Source organism: Thermus hydrothermalis (assembly GCF_022760925.1).
GTDB lineage: Bacteria > Deinococcota > Deinococci > Deinococcales > Thermaceae > Thermus > Thermus hydrothermalis.
Window position 1 is genome coordinate 1 of the sequence record NZ_JAKTNT010000026.1, and the last position, 20,464, is coordinate 20,464.

The 20,464-nt window shown below is 63.8% G+C and carries 22 protein-coding genes and 2 CRISPR repeat arrays; of the genes, 6 read left to right on the forward strand and 16 right to left on the reverse strand.

The features are described 5' to 3' along the window. The first annotated feature begins 479 nt into the window (after positions 1-479). Together L0C60_RS12130 and L0C60_RS12135 are read left to right on the forward strand one after the other, a co-directional pair. Positions 480-722, forward strand: coding sequence for a hypothetical protein (locus L0C60_RS12130; RefSeq protein WP_234508697.1), 243 nt, complete (start codon positions 480-482; stop codon positions 720-722). 225 nt (positions 723-947) lie between these two features. Next, positions 948-1,913 carry a site-specific integrase gene (locus L0C60_RS12135; protein ID WP_234508698.1) on the forward strand — a complete coding sequence of 322 codons (966 nt, stop codon included), beginning with the start codon at positions 948-950 and terminating at the stop codon, positions 1,911-1,913. A 215-nt stretch (positions 1,914-2,128) separates the two neighbouring features. Here L0C60_RS12135 and L0C60_RS12140 read toward each other — a convergent pair whose 3' ends face one another. The 3 genes from L0C60_RS12140 to L0C60_RS12150 all read right to left on the reverse strand — a co-directional run bounded on the left by L0C60_RS12140 (position 2,129) and on the right by L0C60_RS12150 (position 3,942). Further along, complete coding sequence (locus tag L0C60_RS12140) at positions 2,129-2,614, reverse strand: hypothetical protein (protein WP_243092875.1); 486 nt, start codon at positions 2,612-2,614, stop codon at positions 2,129-2,131. Positions 2,615-2,730: 116 nt separating this feature from the next. Then, positions 2,731-2,949, reverse strand: coding sequence for a hypothetical protein (locus L0C60_RS12145; protein WP_243092876.1), 219 nt, complete (start codon positions 2,947-2,949; stop codon positions 2,731-2,733). A 297-nt stretch (positions 2,950-3,246) separates the two neighbouring features. Next, complete coding sequence (locus L0C60_RS12150; protein ID WP_243092877.1) at positions 3,247-3,942, reverse strand: hypothetical protein; 696 nt, start codon at positions 3,940-3,942, stop codon at positions 3,247-3,249. Between the two features lie 227 nt (positions 3,943-4,169). Here L0C60_RS12150 and L0C60_RS12155 point away from each other — a divergent pair, with 227 nt between their 5' ends. The 3 genes from L0C60_RS12155 to L0C60_RS12165 are packed head-to-tail and all read left to right on the forward strand — an operon-like array spanning position 4,170 to position 4,761. Further along, a complete protein-coding gene (locus L0C60_RS12155) occupies positions 4,170-4,337 on the forward strand; it encodes a hypothetical protein (RefSeq protein ID WP_243092878.1) in 168 nt (55 codons plus the stop codon). Further along, positions 4,334-4,501, forward strand: a complete 168-nt coding sequence (locus tag L0C60_RS12160) for a hypothetical protein (protein ID WP_243092879.1) — start codon at positions 4,334-4,336, stop codon at positions 4,499-4,501. Before L0C60_RS12155 ends, L0C60_RS12160 begins: the two co-directional genes overlap by 4 nt. Before the next feature lie 2 nt (positions 4,502-4,503). Beyond that, positions 4,504-4,761, forward strand: a complete 258-nt coding sequence (locus L0C60_RS12165) for a transcriptional regulator (RefSeq protein WP_423247978.1) — start codon at positions 4,504-4,506, stop codon at positions 4,759-4,761. Here L0C60_RS12165 and L0C60_RS12170 read toward each other — a convergent pair. Beyond that, the gene (locus L0C60_RS12170) at positions 4,758-5,135 is read right to left on the reverse strand and encodes a hypothetical protein (RefSeq protein ID WP_243092881.1); all 378 of its coding nucleotides are present in this window, start codon (positions 5,133-5,135) and stop codon (positions 4,758-4,760) included. The two genes, L0C60_RS12165 and L0C60_RS12170, sit on opposite strands and share 4 nt — an antisense overlap. A 166-nt stretch (positions 5,136-5,301) precedes the next feature. Further along, a complete protein-coding gene (locus L0C60_RS12860) occupies positions 5,302-6,036 on the reverse strand; it encodes a PD-(D/E)XK nuclease family protein (RefSeq protein ID WP_279231978.1) in 735 nt (244 codons plus the stop codon). Positions 6,037-6,139: 103 nt separating this feature from the next. On the opposite strand from L0C60_RS12860, the gene L0C60_RS12185 reads away from it, so the two are divergent. After that, the gene (locus tag L0C60_RS12185; protein ID WP_243092882.1) at positions 6,140-6,517 is read left to right on the forward strand and encodes a hypothetical protein; all 378 of its coding nucleotides are present in this window, start codon (positions 6,140-6,142) and stop codon (positions 6,515-6,517) included. A gap of 191 nt (positions 6,518-6,708) precedes the next feature. On the opposite strand, the gene L0C60_RS12865 is transcribed toward L0C60_RS12185, so the two are convergent. The 11 genes from L0C60_RS12865 to L0C60_RS12235 all read right to left on the reverse strand — a co-directional run bounded on the left by L0C60_RS12865 (position 6,709) and on the right by L0C60_RS12235 (position 17,312). Beyond that, positions 6,709-6,843, reverse strand: coding sequence for a hypothetical protein (locus L0C60_RS12865; RefSeq protein WP_279231979.1), 135 nt, complete (start codon positions 6,841-6,843; stop codon positions 6,709-6,711). A gap of 12 nt (positions 6,844-6,855) precedes the next feature. Beyond that, positions 6,856-7,023 carry a hypothetical protein gene (locus tag L0C60_RS12190; protein ID WP_243092883.1) on the reverse strand — a complete coding sequence of 56 codons (168 nt, stop codon included), beginning with the start codon at positions 7,021-7,023 and terminating at the stop codon, positions 6,856-6,858. A gap of 32 nt (positions 7,024-7,055) precedes the next feature. Further along, positions 7,056-7,817: a CRISPR direct-repeat array (repeat unit 29 nt; unit sequence CGGTCCATCCCCACGCGTGTGGGGACTAC). 69 nt (positions 7,818-7,886) lie between these two features. Continuing rightward, the gene (cas2e, locus tag L0C60_RS12195; protein WP_243092884.1) at positions 7,887-8,231 is read right to left on the reverse strand and encodes a type I-E CRISPR-associated endoribonuclease Cas2e; all 345 of its coding nucleotides are present in this window, start codon (positions 8,229-8,231) and stop codon (positions 7,887-7,889) included. Next, entirely contained in the window at positions 8,191-9,159 is a 969-nt protein-coding gene (gene cas1e, locus L0C60_RS12200) for a type I-E CRISPR-associated endonuclease Cas1e (RefSeq protein WP_243092885.1), read from the reverse strand. The genes cas2e and cas1e overlap by 41 nt, the downstream gene beginning before the upstream one ends. Positions 9,160-9,167: 8 nt before the next feature. After that, positions 9,168-9,800, reverse strand: coding sequence for a type I-E CRISPR-associated protein Cas6/Cse3/CasE (gene cas6e, locus L0C60_RS12205; RefSeq protein ID WP_243092886.1), 633 nt, complete (start codon positions 9,798-9,800; stop codon positions 9,168-9,170). Beyond that, positions 9,790-10,461, reverse strand: a complete 672-nt coding sequence (gene cas5e / locus L0C60_RS12210; protein WP_243092887.1) for a type I-E CRISPR-associated protein Cas5/CasD — start codon at positions 10,459-10,461, stop codon at positions 9,790-9,792. The genes cas6e and cas5e overlap by 11 nt, the downstream gene beginning before the upstream one ends. Position 10,462: 1 nt before the next feature. Beyond that, positions 10,463-11,581 (reverse strand): type I-E CRISPR-associated protein Cas7/Cse4/CasC, encoded by a 1,119-nt coding sequence (gene cas7e, locus L0C60_RS12215; protein ID WP_243092888.1) that lies wholly within the window; start codon positions 11,579-11,581, stop codon positions 10,463-10,465. Next, complete coding sequence (gene casB, locus L0C60_RS12220; protein ID WP_341474663.1) at positions 11,578-12,078, reverse strand: type I-E CRISPR-associated protein Cse2/CasB; 501 nt, start codon at positions 12,076-12,078, stop codon at positions 11,578-11,580. Before casB ends, cas7e begins: the two co-directional genes overlap by 4 nt. After that, positions 12,075-13,475: a type I-E CRISPR-associated protein Cse1/CasA gene (gene casA, locus L0C60_RS12225; RefSeq protein ID WP_460414161.1), complete on the reverse strand. Its 1,401-nt coding sequence runs from the start codon at positions 13,473-13,475 to the stop codon at positions 12,075-12,077. Before casA ends, casB begins: the two co-directional genes overlap by 4 nt. A 92-nt stretch (positions 13,476-13,567) precedes the next feature. Continuing rightward, positions 13,568-16,333, reverse strand: a complete 2,766-nt coding sequence (cas3, locus tag L0C60_RS12230) for a CRISPR-associated helicase Cas3' (RefSeq protein WP_243092890.1) — start codon at positions 16,331-16,333, stop codon at positions 13,568-13,570. Between the two features lie 10 nt (positions 16,334-16,343). Beyond that, entirely contained in the window at positions 16,344-17,312 is a 969-nt protein-coding gene (locus tag L0C60_RS12235) for a helix-turn-helix transcriptional regulator (protein WP_243092891.1), read from the reverse strand. Positions 17,313-17,518: 206 nt separating this feature from the next. Beyond that, positions 17,519-19,131: a CRISPR direct-repeat array (repeat unit 29 nt; unit sequence GTAGTCCCCACGCACGTGGGGATGGACCG). Positions 19,132-20,464 lie beyond the last annotated feature (1,333 nt).

The window sequence follows — 20,464 nt, forward strand, 5'->3', positions numbered from 1 at the left end:
CATAACATCAGTCTCCTGACCCAGAAGATGGCTGGGTAGCAACTTGGGTTACAGTTACCGTCGTAGCACAAGGTGCCGGGCAGGGGGCCGCTGTAGGAGGCGGACACGCTCGAGGTCCCATAGGAGCGCACCGTGACTTGCGCAGGGCTCACGCTCTGGAGCGTGTAGACCTCCGTCCAGGACACACCGCTCCCGCTACGCATGACCGCCACTTCCGGGGAAGCTGAGGTGCCGTAGACCCCGGCATGGCGCTCACGCTTTGGCTCTGTCCGCCGCCCAGAGAGGCGGAGTACCCACCAGCGGAAACCGTGGCCACCCCATCGGAGGGGAAGCCTCCCGCCAAGAAGGTGAGGGTGCCGGGACCATCGTTGTCACCGTCGCCATCACCGTCGGTAGTACCGCCATTGGGCCCTGGTGGCTACTGCAGCCCACACGTAGGGCAGGAGAAGTGCCCAGCGCAGGGCCTCCTCGGGAACCGGGTGGGTCAGGGGGTCGCTCCGGGGGACTACCGGGTGGCCCTCGAGGTCTGCCCGGACGGGGGCGCATGCGCCCGCACCCACCTCCCCGCGGGGGGAGGCACCTTCCGCCTGGAAGCCAGCCGGACCTACTGGCTCCTGGCCTTCCTGGACCGGGATGGGGACGGGGGCCTAGACCTGGACGAACCCCGCGCCAGCACCACCGCCACCGCGCCCGCCTCGGGCCTGGCGCTCTGGGTGCGGTGAGGGGCCGCTCCTTACTTCCTTTTCTTCCCCCTTTCCTTTTGTTGCTCCACCCACCCTGCCCCGCCAACCCTTAACCCTCATGGAGAGCAGTCTTGCGAGGTAGGGGTGGGGTGAGTTGACTTGTGTAGGACACGGTGTGGAGAGGGGATGCCAGGATAAAGAATGAGGGAGAAAGGATTTAGCAGTTTGGGGCGGGTGGGGGATGGGTGTATTATGGAGGGGAAGATGGCGGAGGAGAGGCTGGCCCTGGAGCCTTGGGACTTCCCAGATGAGCGGAAGCGGCTCGTGGGGGAGGCCCTGGCGCGGTGGGACGAGGGGGTCTTAGGGGACGGGGTGTGGGCCTTCCTGGTACGCACCCGCAAGAAGCCCGACCGGGAGGTGCCCCCCTTGGTGCGGGCCTTTGTCCGGTGGCTCGCCCTCCAGGGGAGGAGGTGGCCCGCCCTGGAGGCCGGGGAGATCCGCGCCTACCTTCTCTGGATCAAGGCGCACGGCTTCCCCGGGGGGACCAAGGGGCCTTTGGCCTGGAACACCGTGGAGCGGGCCCGGGGGGCTTTGGGCCATTTCCTCCGCTTCCTGGAGTGGGCCGGGCATCCCATGCCCCCCCATGTGGAGTATCCCCCGCGTTTCACCCCTTACGCCCTGAGCCGGAGGCCCCTCACGGAGGAAGAGTGGGGGCGCCTCTGGAGCTTGGCGGAGAGCTACACCCCCGCCTACTGGCGTCCCGTCCTCAAGGTCCTCCTGGTCCTGGTGGGGGAGGTGGGCCTCACCGCCAAGGAGGCGGTGGGCCTGTGGCGGGCGGACCTGCAGGGGGAGAGGCTTCTGGTGCGGGGGGAGCGGCTAAGGGAGGTCCCCCTCTCCCCTTGGGTCAAGGAGGTCCTGGAGGACTGGCTCCCCTTGCGGGACTACCTGGCGAGCCACCAGCCCCTCCCCTACCCTCACCTCCTCCTCTCCCCGGGGCCCAGGAAGGGCAAGGGGAAGCCCTTCACCTACGACGACGCCAAGTGGCTCCTCAAGGAGCTCGCCCGCCTGGCGGGAATGGCCGCCAAGGGCGACCGGGCCCGGGGGGATCTCCTCCACCGCCTAAGGTGGCGGGCCATCCGCAGGTACCTCCAGGCGGGGCATCCCAAGGAGAAGGTGGCCTACTGGACCGGGATGCGGAGCCTCCTCCTGCCAGGGTGGGGGGAGGGGTAGGACCTACCCTGCCTGACGCATTTGGGTCAGGTGCATAGCGCCTTGCTGCACCCCGACATTGACCGGGAGGAACGGCTAGGGGCTTTGCCCCTGGCGTGGTCCTGGCACCCCCTTCCTTTCCCCTAGATCCCTAACCACCCCAGAGGGGGCACACTCAGGAACACGACCGGTTGCGCTTCGGGGACAGTACTCCTGCCGTGGCGACAGAGCCTTCCCTATGTATCCGGAAGATATTTGGCCAGCTCTTTGTGTGCTTTTCTTATCTGATTTAGAACCGTTAGCGAGCACTCCACAAGCCGTTTATCCCTAGCGGTAACATCCTGACCGCAGCCGAGCTTTTCCCCGTGGAAGAGGTTATTTCGGACCGTGCGAATGTACCTGAATAAAACCCTGGCAGACCTTTCCCTACTGCGAGCCTCCTCCCACACAAGACGCCCCCCTCTGTCAACCTGACGCTTCGGAGGGTTATTAAAAAGGTAATCAACGGCTTCTTTGATTTTAGGGTCCCCATTTTGGAGAACAGAAGAGCCCACCTCCCTAGCGAATCTATCCCAGTCTACCTTAACGTCACGGTTTCCCCCCAAATAGTAGCCCATCTTCTTCAGCGCGCACTCAAACCGTGCAAATAGTTTGAAGAACTCGCAGGCCAGTTGGTCAAAATCACGCTCATGGGAAGCTCTGCGCACCGGACTGTTGCCCATGGATAGGATTATATAAGAAGAGGGTACGGGCACTCAGGGCCCCGTCCTCCTCCACGAGGCGGGAGAACCCCCTCCGGGTCCACAACGGCTAGGTCTTGGAGGAAGGCTTGGATTGCTCAGTCCGGCACCACCCCTTCCCCACCCCGCACGGGGTGGTATAAGGTGCGCAAGCAGGCGGCGATCGCTTTGGCGAGCTTGCGCTCAAAGGGAACGGGGGCGGCGGGAAGGATGATGCGCACAAGGTTTCTCATCTCGATGCGCACCACCAGGCCCAGGATCTGGTCCAGTCGGGTGGCGGTCCAGGCCAGAATGAGGACCACCTGGGCGGTGGGCATGCCCCCGTGGGTGTCGCGGCAGAAGAGGCCGGTTCCTCCCTTGGCGGCGGTGGCACCAGGAGGCGCACCTGCCCCTGGTCCCAGGCGCTTTTCACGCGCTTAAGCTGGCGTTCCGTTTCGTCGCCGGTGTAGAAGGCGAGGGCTTCCCCCGGTGGCTCCAGAACGCTTGCGCTAGGGCGGTGGGCAAAAGGAGGGCAAGGTGAAGCCCCTTGGGGACCGGGAGCATGTGGCGGTGTCGGGGGTTTAGCGGAATCCTCCCGTCCCAGGAGGAAGCCCAAGGAGGGCCTTGGGGAAGGCTTAGACCGTGTCGTTTAGCTTTTGGGCCAGGTAGGCCTCGAGGGCCCGGACCGTGGCCTTCACCTCCCTTTCCCTGGGGCGGGCCAGGAAGAGGCCTTGGTAGAGCCTCTCAAAGAGGTTGCCCTTTCCCTCGGCCAAGAGGGGGTAGAGGAGGAGGGAAAGGAGGGCGGAAGGCCCTATGGGGAGGAAGAGGGCGAAGAACGCCATGGGCCCGAAGAGGCGGGCGGGGATGAGGCTACCGCAGTAGGGGTGGAAGGGGTCCTTGGCGCGGAGGGCGGCCTCGAGGGCTTCCCCTTGGAGGGGCTTTCCCGCCTCCAAAAGCTCCTGGAGAAGCTGCACGCTCTGGTGCTCCAGGGTGTGCCAGCGGGCCTGGCCCGTCACCCGGTAGACCACCCCCAAGAGGGCGCTGGAGGCGAGGAAGAAAAGGGCCAGTTGCGGGGCCTCCACCCGCCAGGTCTGGAGGGCGCCGAAGAGGAGGATGAGGGCGAGGGGAAGGATGGCGGGGCTGAGGAGGTGCCCCAGGTAGGGCACCGAGCTGAGCCGGGCGTCCAGGGGGGCTAAGGGGTCCCGCTTTTCGGTGAGGCGGAACCCCTTCAGGCGCACCTCGAGGCGCTCCGCTTGGGCCGCTTGGGGCTCGGGGTAGATGGTGAGGAGGAAGCCACCCACATCGGCGAAGCCGGTGATCACGGGGCGCATGGATCTAGCCTAACGATAAACTGCGGGCTTCCGCTTGTCTTTTTGCCCCATAGGACTAAGGAAAGGCCGCCGCAAGCGTTCCCCGTGGCGTAGGACCGGAGGACCCTTTTGACGACACCTCGGACTGGAGTCCGAGGCCACCAGCTAAGGTGCGGCAAGGACCGTCCCCTTCCTGAACGCTCCGTCCAGACCGTGGCCAGGATGTTCCGCACGGCGGGCACATCCCCGTGGAGAAGTGGGACACCTTGGTGAGCCTTAGGCCCTACAAGCCCGCCTATGACCCGAAGCGGGCGGAGGCGGAGCTTAAGGCCATGGCGGGGAGGAAGCTGGACCCGAGGTTGGTCCAGCTCTTTTTGGCGATGCGTTCCACTAGGGAGGGGGTGAAGGAAGGGTGACGAGCAAGGATACGCTAGAGATCCTGCTAAACGCCCCGGAACTCCCGGAGGCGGAAGCGCGGGCCTTGGCCCGGGACCTGGAAGCGGTGGTGGCCCGGTACCTGCCGGGGCACCCGGTGCGGTTGCTCTCGGGGGTGGACGAGCGGGGGCGAAGTAAGCTATGAGCGTGCCTAGGCGTCCTCTCTATCAGCCAGAAAAGTTCCAGGGCCTACCCTGCTCGGCCCGCCTGGTCTGGTTCCATATCTGGGCCTTGGGGGAAGGTGAGTATTCGGCCCGCAAGCTCGCCGAAGATCTGGAGATGAGCCCCAGCATGGCGGCCCACGCCCTCAGACTTTTAGTTCAACGGGAGCTTCTTCAGGTGGTTCGCCCCCCCTCTGGCTCCCGGGGCGGCGTGTACCGGGTGGCCACGAGGCGCTCCAGCTAAACCACCACCCACCTTCTTTCCGGGTCCAGCTCCAGGACTTCCCCCCGCCACCGCACCGCCTCCCGGTCCGCCAACAGGTCCCGGACCCTCGAGGCCGTGGTGTGGAGCCTCTTGCGAACCTCCTCGCCGTCCTCCTCCCAGAGCCTCCGGCCCGCCTCCTGCCAGGGAAGGGGGCCCTCCGCCAGGAGGACCATCAGGTCAAAGGCCCTCCCTGACCCCTCCAAGGGCACCTCCCGCCGCCCCACCAGGAGCCGCTTTTCCCGTAGGAGAAGCTTCACCCCGGGCTTGTGTGGCCCTTTCCGGGCCCTGGGCAGGGTGAGGCCGTTGTCTTCCGCCAGGGCGAAAAGTTTGGGAAAGCCCAGAGCTTCCTCCATGAGGGGGTAAGCCCCTAACCCCCTGGCCTCCTCCAAGAGGGCCAGCGCCCCATCCGCTTTCCCTTCAAGACGGGCCAGCTCCGCCAGGACCGCGAGGGCCCGGGCCCGGGCCGGGGCGTGGGTGTCTAGGGCCTCGAGGCCCTCAAGGTCTGGTACAAGCGCCTCCTCAAGGGCTGAGGCCCTTCACGAACCGCCAGGCCTGGAGGAGCCCCAGAAAGGCCTCCGCCGCCTCCTCCAGGGGAACCTCCACCGGCTTAAGGCCGTCCCCCAGACAAAGGACCATGCCCCCCTCCACCGCCACCCCCTCCGCCTGGAGGGCCAAGGCGTAGGCGCCCACCTGGAGAAGGTGCTCCGGGTACACCCGGGAGGAGGTCTTCAGGTCCACCACCAAAAGCCGCCCCCCGAAGTGGGCCACCAGGTCCACCCGCCCGGCGTAGAGGTGTTCGGGGTGGAAGACCGCCTCCTCCCCCCGCGCCGCCCTTCCCCCATTGCCCTCCCACCACTCCACGAGGGCCTGGGCCATGCTCCGCAGGGGCTCCTCGGAAGGTAGGGAAAAAGGTTTGCCCTTCAAGTAGGCCTCCGCCCAGGCGTGGAAGTCCGAGCCCCGGCCCGCCGCCTTCTGGACCGCCTGGCGGTGGGCCTTGGCCGCCCCATCCAAGATCCGCCCCGCCTCTTCCTCCGTGATGACGAGGCCCGGGACCAGCTCTTCCCGCAGGTACTCCACCACCTGGCGAACCGCCCATTCGTGAAGGTTCTTGTTGAGGATGCCGGTGATTTGGGTAACGGAGGGGACGGGTCGCCAGTTCACCCCGTCCCGGGAAACCTCGTAGCCGCCCCCGTTCCGCTTATAGCGCAGGCGCCAGCCGCTGGGGTGGTCCTTGAACAGCCAGTCTTGATACATGGGCCCTCCTTGGGTTCTGTTATAGCGACGCTCTTATGCCGGCCCAAATTTCGCATATCCGGAAGGCTTGCCACTTACACACTACCCATTGTATAATTTTCCCATGAATAATCTGGAGTATCTCCTAGAGGCTTGGAAGGAAGCTCAAAGGACCATAACAGAGCTTGACAAATTGCTTATGCAGATAAGAAGCTTTGCAGTACTTGTGGCCACAGCGGTCGTGACTGCCGCCGCTACCCTAGGAAGCCGCGAGGACGGATTGAGGCTTATGGGGGGATTATTAATGAGCGCTGCTATTCCGTGGATTGCCATATACCTTTTAGACCGCTATTATTATCACATCTTGTTAGTGGGCGCTGTAAGCTTTGCAGAAGAAATTGAGAAAAAAACTTCCACACGTGAATCTTTCAACGAGGATTACCTTAAAAAATCGCAAAAATGCCGTGCCTGTCCCTTTTATGCCTGCAAGGTCGGGTCGTAGCAAAATAGCGCTTTTTTATGGAATACCTTTTCTGGCTATAGCCTGGTTTGGACCTTATTTGTACTTTGCAGATTACCGTACATATCTCTTTTTCATTCCTGCCCTTATTCTCGTGGTATTAGAAATATACAGAGGCAACGCCGAAATTACCAAAAGCGAGTGAACGATTGAGAATTCGTACCCTCCTCTCCTTAAGTCACCCGCCACTGGGGGGCGGACTGGAGGAGGGGGAGCAGGCCCCGCTCCTTGAGGAGGTGGGCCAGGAGGGCGCCGGGGCGGCGGATCTTGGTGGCAGTACCCCAGGAGGTGGCCAGGGCCTCCCGCACCCGGCCCAGCGCTCAGGCGAGAACCCGGAGGGCCCCGGAGTGGAGGCCATAGAGCTCGGCCCGCAAAGCGCCCCACAGGAGGAAGGCGTAGAAGCGGACGCTACCGGGGTCCCGGAACTCCTTGGCCAGGCCCAAGGCGAAGGCCTCTATGTTGGGGCCTCCTCTGCGACGTGAAGGCACATCTTCACCAACTAGGGTAATGACCTGGTCATAGGTCCATCCCCACGCGTGTGGGGACTACTGTGCGTTCATCTCTCCCATGGTACCATTCTCCGGTCCATCCCCACGCGTGTGGGGACTACTAGATGGCTTTCCGCTCGTGCTCCAGGGCCTCCGGTCCATCCCCACGCGTGTGGGGACTACCAGCCCTGGTCCGGCCATAAACCTGCACCCGCGGTCCATCCCCACGCGTGTGGGGACTACGCCTCCGCCAAGGCACGGGCCTCCGCTTGAAGCGGTCCATCCCCACGCGTGTGGGGACTACGAAGTCGGCCCCGGGGACTTTATTCGCCCTGATCGGTCCATCCCCACGCGTGTGGGGACTACGGCCTGGGCCTGGGCGGCGGTGTCGGCGGCGTTCGGTCCATCCCCACGCGTGTGGGGACTACGCCTTCACGCCCGGCGCTTTGCGCGCCCATATCGGTCCATCCCCACGCGTGTGGGGACTACGGCCCGCTCTACCCCACCGCAACCTCAACTCGCGGTCCATCCCCACGCGTGTGGGGACTACTCACGGCTCGCTCAAGGGCGGTGCAATCTCCGCGGTCCATCCCCACGCGTGTGGGGACTACGCAACCTCATGCGCGCCGGTTCGCTCTCCAGCAGGTCCATCCCCACGCGTGTGGGGACTACGAGCGTCAATGAGCCGGGAGGCCTCGCTTTTGCGGTCCATCCCCACGCGTGTGGGGACTACTCCGTGAGCTCCCGCCCCACGGGCCACTTGAACGGTCCATCCCCACGCGTGTGGGGACTACACTTGACCAGGACGGCAAAAACCCCGATTGACCCCCCTCTATGTGTCTTAAAAGGAGCCATTCCGAGATTTACTTGTCAAGCTCCCCGCGCAAGCCCTTAGTGAGGCGCACAAGCTTTTCGGCTTTGCGAATGGCCTCGGCGTTGCGCACCGTCACGAGGAGTATACCATCAAAGTCCCGGAGGAAGCGGTCCGTATACCCATGAAGCCTTAGCGCAAAACCTTGCTCGTTGTTGGTACGCCAAGCCATAGCGCACCGCCCATCCCCGGCACGTTCCACCACCTTAGCCCAAAGCAGCTCACGGACCGTAGCATTTACGCGCCCTACGAACACGCCCGTATCCAGCTCCAGAAGCCAACGGGTAAGCTCCCCTCTAAGGCTCCTCGGCACCCTCTCCAACACCATCACCACCATAGGCCACGCCCCCCTCCACCACCCCCTCCGGGTCCCAAAGACCACCGGGGTGGGTAGGGTCCGCCTCCTCGGACAGAAGGTCTTCGGGACCGAGTCCAGAGAAGAGGCCCAGAAGATCGTCCACCATGCGCTCAAGAAGCCTCCCCTCCTCTATTTGCTCCCGAAGGGTGCGGCGGACACGGCGCTCAACCTCCACTTCAGATTCCGCTACGGCGCGAAAGGCAGCGGGTATCAGGTATTCCGTTTTGTAGAGGTCAGCCACGTCGTAAACGAAGGAAAGAAGTTTTCCGGTATGGATAAACCCCAGAGAAGGGCTGAAACCTGCGCTCACGATGGCAGCGTGGGCAAGCCCATAGAGGTACGCTGCGCCAGAGGATAGGGCCCGGTTTACGGGGTCCGAGGCGGCCCAGTTGCGCCGGTCATAACTCCGGCCCTTCCAGGGAACACCGGTTTCCTGGCTCCAATGGGCGTAAGCGGTACGAACCCGAACCCCCTCGAGGCCCCGCACTTGCTCCAGGCTCAGATCCCGCGGAAGGGGCTCTGCAAAGCGCTTCTCGTAAAGCCGATAGACCACCTCCAGGTGCAACTTCGGGTCGGCCCAAGCTCTCGCCTGCCGCTCAAGGCGAAGGGCGCTTCGGATGTCGCCAAGTCCTTGGGCGTAAAAGCGGGCCACACCCTCCCCTACCCAACACACGGTGCAGCCGTTTCCCGCCAAGGCCCGTATGGCGGCGTGCGTGATGCGGGTGCCTGGCCCGAGGAAGAGGACGCCCAAAGCGGCCGCCGGAACAAGGGTCAAGCCCTCCTTGTCGTAAATGCCTATCCCCTGAGCCTCCTGCTCCACAAAGGCATGTTCCACGTAGAGGTACGAAAGGCCATCCCGGAACTTGGGAAGTTCCTTCAGGTTCCGGGTGTTGGGCACGGGAGGCATAAATCCCTTCAGGGGGCGAGGGAGAGGAGCCCTAGGCCCAAAGCCTTACCCGGACCGATACCCCGCTCCAAGGCGGCGCGGGCCCTTTCGGGATCCACCACCTCGAGGCGCCCCTCAAAAAGCACCGCTTGCACCTGTATCCTTGCGGTTTCGCCCTCCACTTTCCTCCGGGGCACGTCCAAAAAGGCGTCCTGTAGGATGCGCACCGCTGGCCCCTCTTCCCCGTATACCAAGCGAAACCCGCCCTCCGCTAACCGCCTCTCAAGCCAGGACACCTTCTCCCCGTACGTCTTGAGGGCGACCCGCTTGCCTATGCCCGCTATGCGCTTGCTGGGGTTCGCTCGCAAGCGGAACCGGAGCACTTGGCCTGGCCGGAAGACCGGGTTGAAGGGCTTTGGAGGATAGATGTCCGCATAGCCTTCCTCCAAGACGCTCCAATCGGGCTCCGTGAGCGTTTGCACCAAGACCACGGGACGCTCGTGGGTACGGGTGGGTTCCAAACGCCAAAGGAGGCGCTCCTTGCCCTCCTCGAGGGCCCGGGAGACTGCCCGGGAAAGGGTGCGGTGCATCTCGTAGGGGTTCGCCAGGTCCCGCCGGGCAGACTTGGACCGCAAGTCCAAGACGAGCTTACTAATCCACATGGACCCCCTCCCAAGCAGGCGGTCCCTTAGGAACCAACTCTCTGGGCAATATCCTCTCCTCCACGTAGCGGGCCCCAAAGCGGCGCTGGCTAAAGGGGGCCACGGGCTGGTCGTAGACCAAGCGGCCTTGGAGGGCCTCGAGGGCCAGCAAGAGGTCCTCCCGGGGCTCTCCCCTACCCAAGTAGGGATAACGGCGCAAAGCTTCCTCTAGAGGCTCCTCCCGGAGACCATCGGGCAGGTAAGGGGGTGGGCTCGGGAGATACCCCTTTCTTCCCAGGTAAAGGGGAAACCGTGGGTTCAGGAGAGCCCGATGGATCTGTTCCAAAAGGGGCTTATTACCTTCCACGCCGACCAAGAAAGCGGCGTCCGAGAGGAAGTAGCGCCAACTTTGGACATCCCGTTGGGCCTTGAGGCTAGCGGCCACCACGTTTTGGGCGGTCTGGTAATCCACTTTAAGCACGCCCTTTCGGTCCACCCGCACGCCTAGGCGCAAGGAGGCCAGGTCAGAGATATCCTCCGCCCGGTCCCGACCCAAGGCAGCGGCGAGAAGCCCTACCACCCCGCTTTTGGTGGGGTAAGGCCAGGTGTCCCGGTAGTCAAAGCGGCTTCGGGTTCCCCATGACTGCATCGGTCCCTGTAGCCGCAAGAGGAGGGTGGGCACGCTACACCTCCAAAAGCACCTTTAATGCGTCCTCTATCTGGTTGCGGAGCGTCGGCCAATCCTCTACGACGGGGAAACCCCCCAGGTTCGCTTCAGTAAGGTTAATGGCCCCCTTCCATTCGGGCCTTAAGGGTCCAAAGGCCCGGTCAAAGCGCTCCCATTCCCGCACCAAGGCCTCCACGGAGAGGGCGGAAAGCGCCCGGTCCTCCCTGGGCCGTATGGGCCGTTCAAAGGCCGTGGCGAGGTTCCGGGGAAGCCCTTCTCCTGCCCGGAAGGCTACGAAGAGCGGGGGGTTATGGGCGGCAAAGCTATTTTGCTTCCCTGAGGGCAAGGTGGAGGCAAAGGCCGCAAAGAAGGCGAGCGCTCCCTTAAGCGCCAATTCCTTATCGCCCTGGAGATTCTCCAAAAGCTTTTCCAAGTCCACCACGGCGTAGCGGTACAGGGTAGCGGAGTAAAACTCCACGTCCCCCATCATCCCGGCACCCGTGTCCTCCTTGGGGTTGAGGTCGTCCACGGCGGTATAGAAGTCAAATTCCCGGTCCACCTTGTGGGTGGAAAGGGCGTGAGCCACCTGGGCGGCGGCGTCCACCCCGAGCTCCGGCCGATCCGCCAGCATCCGGCCGAAAAGGGCCAGATCCACCGCCTTACCCCCGTCCAAAACCCGTTCCAGGGCCTTTTTGACCTCAGGACTCACGTCCGCCTTCTTCTTTCCCTTCACCTCGCCCAAAAGGGCCTCGAGGTTGGCCCGGATCGTTTCCGCCAAACGGTCTAGCTCCCGGTTTCCAAGGAAAAGGAGGTACTCGCTCACCCCCCCTTCCTTCACGCCAAACCCCAAGCTATTGAGAGCGTTCTCAATGGCTTGGCGCGCCTGCGCTTCGGGGATGTCCTGAAGACGCTCCAAAAGCGCATCCAACAGGCGCTTGGTGCGCACGGCGCGCTCCTCCGGGGCCAACAGGGGCCATTCTCCAAAAGCCACCCGCACCGCCCGCTTCTGCGCCTGGCTGGAGATGCGAGCGCGGCGGAACCCTCCGAAAAGGGCATCCTTAGGGCTTCCCGTGTCGTCTCGGTTCAGGTTGCTAGGGGCCACCGTCTGGATCACGTGCACTTCCAAAAGCTTCATCCCTCCACCTCCTCTTCTTTCAGGTCCTGTGGCTTTGCGCCGTAGTACTCCTTAGCCCAACGGGCCTGCACACGCCGGTTCTGGTGAAACCAGTCCAATAGATCGTCCAGAAGCCGGGCGAAGTCCAAACCTCCCTCCACCAACCCCACCGCCTGGCGGAGCCGGAAGGCTATCTGGTCGCGGTCGGCATCCAAGAGGGCCAAGAAGCGCTTCTCCACGCTTTTGGAATCCCGCTCCTTCGCCGCCTCCCAAAGGGCTTGCGCCAGACTCCGCCCGCCCTGGTGAGCGCCGTCCTTGAGGGCGAAAAGCCCCGCCACCAGGTAGTGGGCTTCCCGGGCCCACCCCTCCGCCTTCACGAAAGGTTCCACGTAAGGCATGGCGGGAGGGTACGTACCCAGGGGAAAGGCCAGACTCCGGCGCAACGCTGCCCGAGCAGGGGTCCACCTAGACCCCTTTTGCAAGGCGGAGAGCCACTCCACAAATGCGGTTCCCGTCACGCTTTCACCTCCTTAAGCGCCCCTAACACCATAGCCAACGCCCTTTCACCCGCCGCCAAAGCGGCCAGGTGCCGCCCCCCTGTGCCCACAAAGAGGCGGGTTGCCTCAAAGGCCCTTAGGGCCGCCCGGCGAAGCTCCTCACGCCAAGCTTCCAAGGCGTGAGGCTCACCCAGGGCATCTAGGAACTCCAGGAAGGCCAAATCCAGGCTCGCCCAATAACTGGGAAGCAGGGGCAGGGAGCGGACAAAGGCTTCCAGCTCCGAAGCGTCTTTGTCCCCTAGAACGCCCCGCGCCACCTGCCAAGCCACCGAGGTGAGCCCCTTGCCTAGATCCTCGGCTAGGCGCAAGGCTGTCACCAGCGCCAGGGCACCTCTTTCGTGAAGGATGGCCGAGGGCAGGGGGTAGACCTCCCGCCGCACATCCAGCACCTTGGCTTGGTCCGACACCTGGCCCAAAACCCTTAGCCGGTATTTCCTTCCCGTTTCCTCTCGGACGCCAATTGCATGCAGGAGCGTGGCGGGTGGCGTCCCCCCTTGGGCGGGAAGCATGGCGCTAAAATCGCGCCAAAAGCTCTTTTCCTCGCTCAGGCGAAGGGGGAAAATGTTGCCCTTAGCGTCTAGGCGGTAAGCCGCCATGGGGTCGCGGAAGGCCACCGCATCCGGCTCCACCCCGGGACCATACGCCATCCAGCGCACCCCTTTTCCGCCGTCCAAGAGAAGCACCCCGCGGCTCGGCCAGGTGTAGACCCGGGTAATGCCGGAGAGGGGCCACTTGGTAGCGGCGTTTTCCACGTCCCGCCGCCGTAAAGGAGGGTTCTCCCAAAAGGGCGCATCGCCTTTAGGATCGTAGGGTACCAGGTTCAAGACGAGGGTCTCAAAGAGAGTGTCCCCCGTGGGAAGGAATACGGCGGGACGGGCTAAAGGGGCGTCCTTACCTGCGGTCACACCGAGCCGTTTGAGTAGCCCGCCCAATGCGAAGCTTTGGTGCACCACGAGGGCTCGGGCCGCCTCAGCATAGGAGATTTCCGGCGGGTCCTGATCGGTGGTGTGGTCAAACAGGGTGGGGTTGTTGCCGCTGGCGAGCTCGGGGCGCAACTTGGTCCAAGGAAGGACATCCTCCACGGGAAGGTCGGCGATTTGGAAAAAGGGAGCTTGGGGGTGGAAGAGCCAAAAGCGCCCGTGGTATTGGTCCAGGTAAGCCTCGAGGGCCCCATGGTCAAAAGCTCCGCGGTCCAGGAGGTCCGCCCCATCCAGTGCGTCCTTCACTGGCGGTAGCGCCCGGTGGAGGATGGCGAGGAGAAGGCGGTGGAGAGCAGCTTCCTCCAGGGGGGAAGCGGTTTCAATGCGGGTGATACGGTGAGCCTGGAGAAGGGCCTCCCTTAAGCTTACCTCCCGCACCTGCCCTCCCTCAAGAACGGGGATCCACGGTTCCTCAAGCAAGTTAAACTTTTCCACCTTCTCACCTGTTCCCAGATTAACGCCCAATCCCGTCAGCTGTTGTCGGAAAGACGAACGTACACCACCCCGAGCTCGGGGTGAAGCTCCACGCGGAAAGCTCCCCTGCCCTCCCCGAACACCCGGCCCACCTCCAAGGGCCTAAGGGCGTGCAGGAGGCCGCTTTCGCTCCAGGACGCAGGGGGTCTTTCCCGAGAGAGCTCCTGGGGTATAGGAAAGCGCGAAAGGCGCACCGCACGCCGCCACAGGGCCACAGCCTCTTCCTTGGCAAGCTTGCCCTTAAGCCGGGCGGGCCGCCTTCCCTGGGGGTCCAAGTAGAGCGTTTCCCCTATCCGGTAAAGGGGAACCACGGCCACGCTGGGCTCCCCGAGGCGGGTGAGGAGGCGCTGGGTTTGGGGGCTCTCTGCCTCATCGTCTAGGCGGAAGCCTGCGGCGAGGTGGGCCGCGTCCCCTTCCCGGGTGAGCTTCGCCGGGTCGGAAAGCGCCACGTTCTTGGCGGTTTCCGCCTCCTTTAGCCAACGCTCCGATAGACGCCGATGGCTTTCTTGCGCCCGCTTTTGGAGTTCTGCAGGGAAAGCTTCGGGCTTTCGCTCGTACACCTCTTCCAAGAGGGCCTCGAGGTCCTGCGGAAACCGGAGCGCATCCCGGCCTTGCAAGGAAACCCAGGTGGAGAGGAGGACGTACTCCTCGTAAACCCGGTCCCAGTAGAGGTCGCCGCCGAAGCGGGGCTCCTCCAGGCCGCCCACCCAAAGCTGGGGTTTCCCGTGGTGCGGAGGGCGAGGCCTCTTGTGGCGGTGAAGCCTCCCCGCCCGCTGGAAAAGGAGGTCCACGGGGGCCAGGTCGCTGTAAAGGAGGTCAAAGTCCAGGTCCAGGCTCTGCTCGGCCACCTGGGTGGCCACGAGGATCGCCCGCTCGGGCCTGGGCCCCCGCTTTCCAAAAAGCGCCAGGGCCACCGTCTCCCGTAAGGCCCTTTCCTCGGCGGGGAAGCGGGCGTGGAGGAGGAATACCAGGGTCCCGTCGGGAAGAGCCTTGCCCACCACTTCTTCAGCCTTTTCCTGCCGCACCTGCCATAGCTCCATCCACGGGCCTTCCGCCGCCGGGGGGCCGAAGCGGCCCAATAAATCCCCCAACGTGAGGGGCTTGCCCTCGCCCAAGGCCAGGTAGAGGGCCTGGGCCCGGTCCACGGTGTTTACCACCGCACCCAAAGCCCCGGGTAGCGCCGCACGGAGGTCCTTTGCCAGGGCTTCGGGTTTCACAGGAGCGCTTCGCAGGGCCACCGTCCTTTCAGGGTAGGGTAGGCTTTTCCCCCCAAGAAACCGCTCGCCGAAAACGGCCAACCGGGGATAAGGAGGAAGCCCCTCCCCCGATACCCCCCACGCCGCCAGGAGCGCCTCCCGCTTGGCCTTGGGGAGCGTGGCGGTCATGAGGATGACGCTGGAGCCTAGGGACTTGAGCCAGCGGAGAAGGCCCTCGAGGAGGCCCGAGGTGTAGGTGTCGTAGGCGTGGACCTCGTCCAGCACCACCACTCGGTTCATGAGACCCCAAAGCCGCACGAAGTGGTGTTTGACCGTGAGCACCCCCAGGAGCGCCTGGTCCAAGGTTCCGACCCCGTGGGGAGAGAGCATGGCCCGCTTCTTGGCGGAAAACCAAGCGGATGCGGAAACGCTTGCTTGCCCATCATCCTCATACACTTGGGCCGGGTGGGCGCGTTCCAAGAGGTCCTCGTAAAGGGGATTCAGCATGGCCGTGCCGTGTTGGAGCTGGAGGTCCAGGGGCCCCACCCCCAAGCTCTCCAAGAAGGCCCGCACCCGGGGGAAAAGGCCGTTGGCCGTGGCCTGGGTGGGCAGGGCCATGTAAAGGCCGCGGTGGCTCAGGCGCTCCACCAGAAGGTGATAGGCGTACAAAGCCGCCTCGGTCTTGCCCATGCCCATGGGAGCCTCCACGAGGAGCAAAATGGGTTCCTGTGTGCCTTCCAAAAGCAGGGGGATACCCCTTTGAAGCTCGTTGGGGGGGAAGGTAAAGATCTGGGCGAAGTCCCTTCGCTCTACCGCCCCTGGCCTGCGCCACCCCACCCGGTCCAACGCCTTTTCCGCTAGCTCCAAGGCTTCTCTCCAATAATCAGGCCCCGTAGGATCCCGGCCATAGGGGAAGAAGCCTGGGTCGGAGGCAATCCAATCGGCGAAGGAAGTCAGGGCCATAACCCGCAGCACCGCCTGGGGCGAAACGTCTTGGATCTCCGGCGCACGGACCCCGATCGCCTGATAAAGGCGCTCTACGAGCCACTTCCGCGCTCCTGCCCAGGCCGGGGGCTCCGCTTCCATGTGAAGGCGCGCCAGATCAACTTCATCCTTCCGAGCGGGAAACCCGTGATGGGCCCCAAGCGCCCACGCCAACTTGGAAGCGGCCCTCCGCCCAACCCCAAAGGCACGCAGGGACTCCCGCACGTAAAGCTCGGTCAAAACGCCGTGCGCCACCCAGGAAGCCTTTTCCTCCACCAACCCCTTGTTCCAGGTAAGCCCAGACTCCCAAACCCTTGCGGCCCCCTCCGCCCAGGCGGCTTGGAAAACGGGGCTGGCCTTGCCCAGGTCGTGGAGTCCCGTAAGGAAGGCCACCCAGGCTACCGCCTCCTCCGGCTTCAGGCCAAAGTCCTGGGCATAGAGACAAAGGGTACGGTGAGGCTCGCGGAAAAGAATGGCTTGGGCTACGGCTGCGGCGTCAAGCATGTGTCCTAAAAGGGGGTGGTAAGGGTTCCCGCTTTTCGCCCAAAGGACTAATGCGGCGTCGGCAATGTCCACGCCCATCTTCCTCCTTTTAAACCGGGGAACCGACAGGGGTTGCCGCCTTTTCCAAGACCTTCCGCGCCTCTTCTAACCAAAGGGCCCGGAGCTCAGCCGGGGCCAAAACCTCCACACGGGGGCCAAAGCTTTGGATCCAGGCCAAAACCTCCCACGGCACGCCGCCTTTAAAAGGAGCCGCCTTCACCCGCGCCAGAAGCCCCCCATCGGGGAGTTCCCGTTCAATCTCCAAGCCGGGGTAGTCCCCTTCCAAAACGCGCCATGCCGCCTCGGGGGCGAAGCGAAGGCGAATATCCACCACTTCCCCCCGTATTCCCACCACGCCCCAGGCTTGGCGGAAGTAGAGGCTCGGGTCAAAGTCTTCGGGAAGCGCATAGCTTTCATCCAGCAAACGGGCATTGCGCATGCGGGAAAGCTTGAAGGTGAGGATAGAGCGATGATAGCTACGCTCGTAGCCCACGGCGTAGAGTCCCAAGTTGGTGCGGTTCGCTTCCAGAAAATAGACCAGGAGCTCCTTAGGGCGCCAGTTCTTGGAGCCACCAGACCGGTACTCAAAAGCAAGCACTCGCCGCTCCAGAAGCGCCCGAGCTACCATTTCCAAGTTCCGGCTGTCACCCCTACGCTCGCTCAGGCCCGCGGCGCTCTTCAGGAGAAGGTTTCGCAAGGGTTCGGGAAGCATGCGTGCAAGCTTTTCCAAAGCCGCTCCGTACTGCCGAGTAGGCGCTTGATGGTATAGGAGACGGCCTGCAGCGAAGAGGGCTAAGGCCTCCACGGGATGGAGGGCGGGAGGGCGGTCGGGTATACGGTAAACACCACGCCCCACCCGCTCCACCGGGTAGCCTTGAAGGGAGAGGGCCTCGAGGTCCCGCTCCACCGTGCGCTCGCTCACCCCGAAGTGGCGGGCCAACTCGGAAACCCGATAAGGTCTGAGGCGAAGCCGGTCCACCATATCCAGAAGACGCGCGCTTTTGGGCAGGCTTGCCATTGCCTCAAAAGTTTACTCCCTTTCCGCCCCAGGGCGTGGTATTATGCACTAGGCTGGGCCACGAATCGGCATGCCCATTGGCTAGGCGGATAACCGAGCCCAGTAGGGAGCTTGACAACCTACCCTTTTCCGGCCATCTTTTGGGAGCATTCCCAATATGACACTTAGCGGGGGGTCAGCGGCCATTTTTGTCGTCTGGGTCATGTGTAGTCCCCACGCACGTGGGGATGGACCGTAGGGGGGTGCCTATGCCTTGGGCCAGAAACCGTAGTCCCCACGCACGTGGGGATGGACCGGCATCTTCCAGGTTGACGCTTACGGGGATGTAGTAGTCCCCACGCACGTGGGGATGGACCGCGCCTTCTTCCTCTGGGACGCTGTGGAGGGTTGTAGTCCCCACGCACGTGGGGATGGACCGCTCCGCGTGGTAGCGGATGGGCGCGTCCTCTAGTAGTCCCCACGCACGTGGGGATGGACCGGTGGCCTTTTGGTGCTCAAGCCTTACCGGAGGGTAGTCCCCACGCACGTGGGGATGGACCGGCCTTCCACTTCCTTGATGGCGAAGAGAACCAGTAGTCCCCACGCACGTGGGGATGGACCGTGCTCGCATTCGGGTAGAGGTTAGGGCGTCCGTAGTCCCCACGCACGTGGGGATGGACCGCGGTTGGTACTGAGGACGGCCGAGAACATTGAGTAGTCCCCACGCACGTGGGGATGGACCGGAGGCCCACCATTCCTGCTCCTCCGGCTCCAGTAGTCCCCACGCACGTGGGGATGGACCGTTCCGGGACCGGCCCGGGGCCGCCATGAGCCGGTAGTCCCCACGCACGTGGGGATGGACCGGAGTTGCCCTATAGCGGCATAGAGAGGGTCATTGTAGTCCCCACGCACGTGGGGATGGACCGCTCGGCCCGTAGCTCCTGGAGGCGCTTACGCAGTAGTCCCCACGCACGTGGGGATGGACCTCATAGGGCTCAGGAGTAGGCGGGGGGGCGGGGGTAGTCCCCACGCACGTGGGGATGGACCGCCGTCGGGGGCGGCGTTTGGTGGTCGCGATTTGTAGTCCCCACGCACGTGGGGATGGACCGCGGAGGCGGAGGCGGAAGCAGAAAAGACGCTGTAGTCCCCACGCACGTGGGGATGGACCTCATCAAGCCCGTGAGCAAGGCGGGTGGGAGTCGTAGTCCCCACGCACGTGGGGATGGACCGGTTATAGGTTCTGTCCCATACGATGATGTCAAGTAGTCCCCACGCACGTGGGGATGGACCGGCTTGAAGCCATTCAGACCACTTGACCCACCTGTAGTCCCCACGCACGTGGGGATGGACCGGAGTGAGCTCCCCAGCGATAGGATAGGTAACAGTAGTCCCCACGCACGTGGGGATGGACCGTTCACGCCAAAACCGACGCCCAAGCGTACTGCGTAGTCCCCACGCACGTGGGGATGGACCTCTTCTTCCCCATATCTCACCTCATGCGGGTTCGTAGTCCCCACGCACGTGGGGATGGACCGTTCGCGCGCTTTGCAGAAAACCCCCATGAAGCCGTAGTCCCCACGCACGTGGGGATGGACCAGCTCTTGTGCAACGGGGGCTATGTGATGCTAGTAGTCCCCACGCACGTGGGGATGGACCGGGCTCAGGGTGCGGCCCAGGTAGTAAACGCCAGTAGTCCCCACGCACGTGGGGATGGACCGTTTTGCCGTGCGATTTCCTACGCATGACCCCTGTAGTCCCCACGCACGTGGGGATGGACCGACCTTGAGGGCGGGGGTGGGGGCATCAGTAGAGTAGTCCCCACGCACGTGGGGATGGACCAGAGTTACGTGGAGGGTCCGCACCCCCTGGGGGCTCACCCAAATCAAGCCGTCCCTCCCCGGAGCCAGGGCGTCCACCACCTCCCGAACCAGGCCGTGGTGGGCTCCAGAACTTCCGGCGTCTTCATGGCTTCCTTGGCCGAGGGCGAAGTCCCATGCCCTAGGGAGCCCTCGAGGGCGGTCCGGGGCTACCCCCTGAGGAGGAAGGGCGGTCTAGGGTGAGGGGCCTCGAGGGCGCCAAGCGGAACACCATTAGCAACGATTGGTATGACCGCGCGTGCCCGCTCATGCACGCCTACCTCCTTGGGCGAGGATAAGAAGGGGAAAGGGGGAGGTGATTGGCAACATCTGGTATGACCGGGCATGCACGCGAGCGCTCGCGAGCACCTGCGTACATCCCCGGGCAAGAGAAGAACCCCGGGAGGATAAGGGTGTCTCCTAGGTTGCTGGGAAGCTCACACCCGGACGGAGCCCATCCCGCTCCCACCCACACCCGCCTCACCCCAGACCTTCTGCCTTGGCCACTTCCGCCTACCCCCCGTCCGCCGTCCAAAAAGAAGGCTCCTGGAGGTGCAACCCGCCCACATGGGCCACCACAAGGGCGGTGGCAAGGTGTAGGGCGTCTTAAGCCCAGAGCTTGTGGCGCAAGAGCAAGGGCAACCCCTGGCGCAAGGCTTTCCGCAACACCTCCGGTAAATCCGCCACCGGCAGGAGATCGTGCCAGAGGTACTTGGAGCTGAGCCCAAGCCCCTGAGCGAAGGCCCAGAAAGCGGTCCAGTTCAGGCAGGTAGGACACGCATGATCTGCCTCTCCCCTTCCCGCACTGCTGCCTCCAGAACCGGCTCGTACACTTCCCAAGCGCTCCGCTTCACGGGGCCACCCTACCCCATCCCCTTGGTTCCCGTCCAACGGAAATTCTACCCCCGTTTCCTGAGGGTGGAAAGGAGATACTCTTTGGCACCTCAAAACTTGTACTTATACACCCGGAGGATACTTATCCACCGTGGCCCCTTGAAAAGGGCTCTTCGTTTCTCGTCTGATGGCGGGTACCATGCCCACAGCCCAACCCGTACCCCCGGCCATCCTGGCAAGCGCCCATCTGCGGGCGCTCCTCAAAGCCTTCTCCACGGCGAAGCAGATCGGGAGGCGGCGAGAGGGCTCCTTCCTGAGCTGGTGGCCCGGGTCTCCATGCGGGAGCTCTCGCTTCTCAAGCTCTAGCCTCCCCCTCAGGGGGCAGGGGTGGGGGATGGGTGTTTGTGCGGGATATACGAGAGGTGCAAGTTGAAGTGCTGCCCCAAATTTGGACCACCCCAAGAGAGAGGCCAAGGGGTGTAG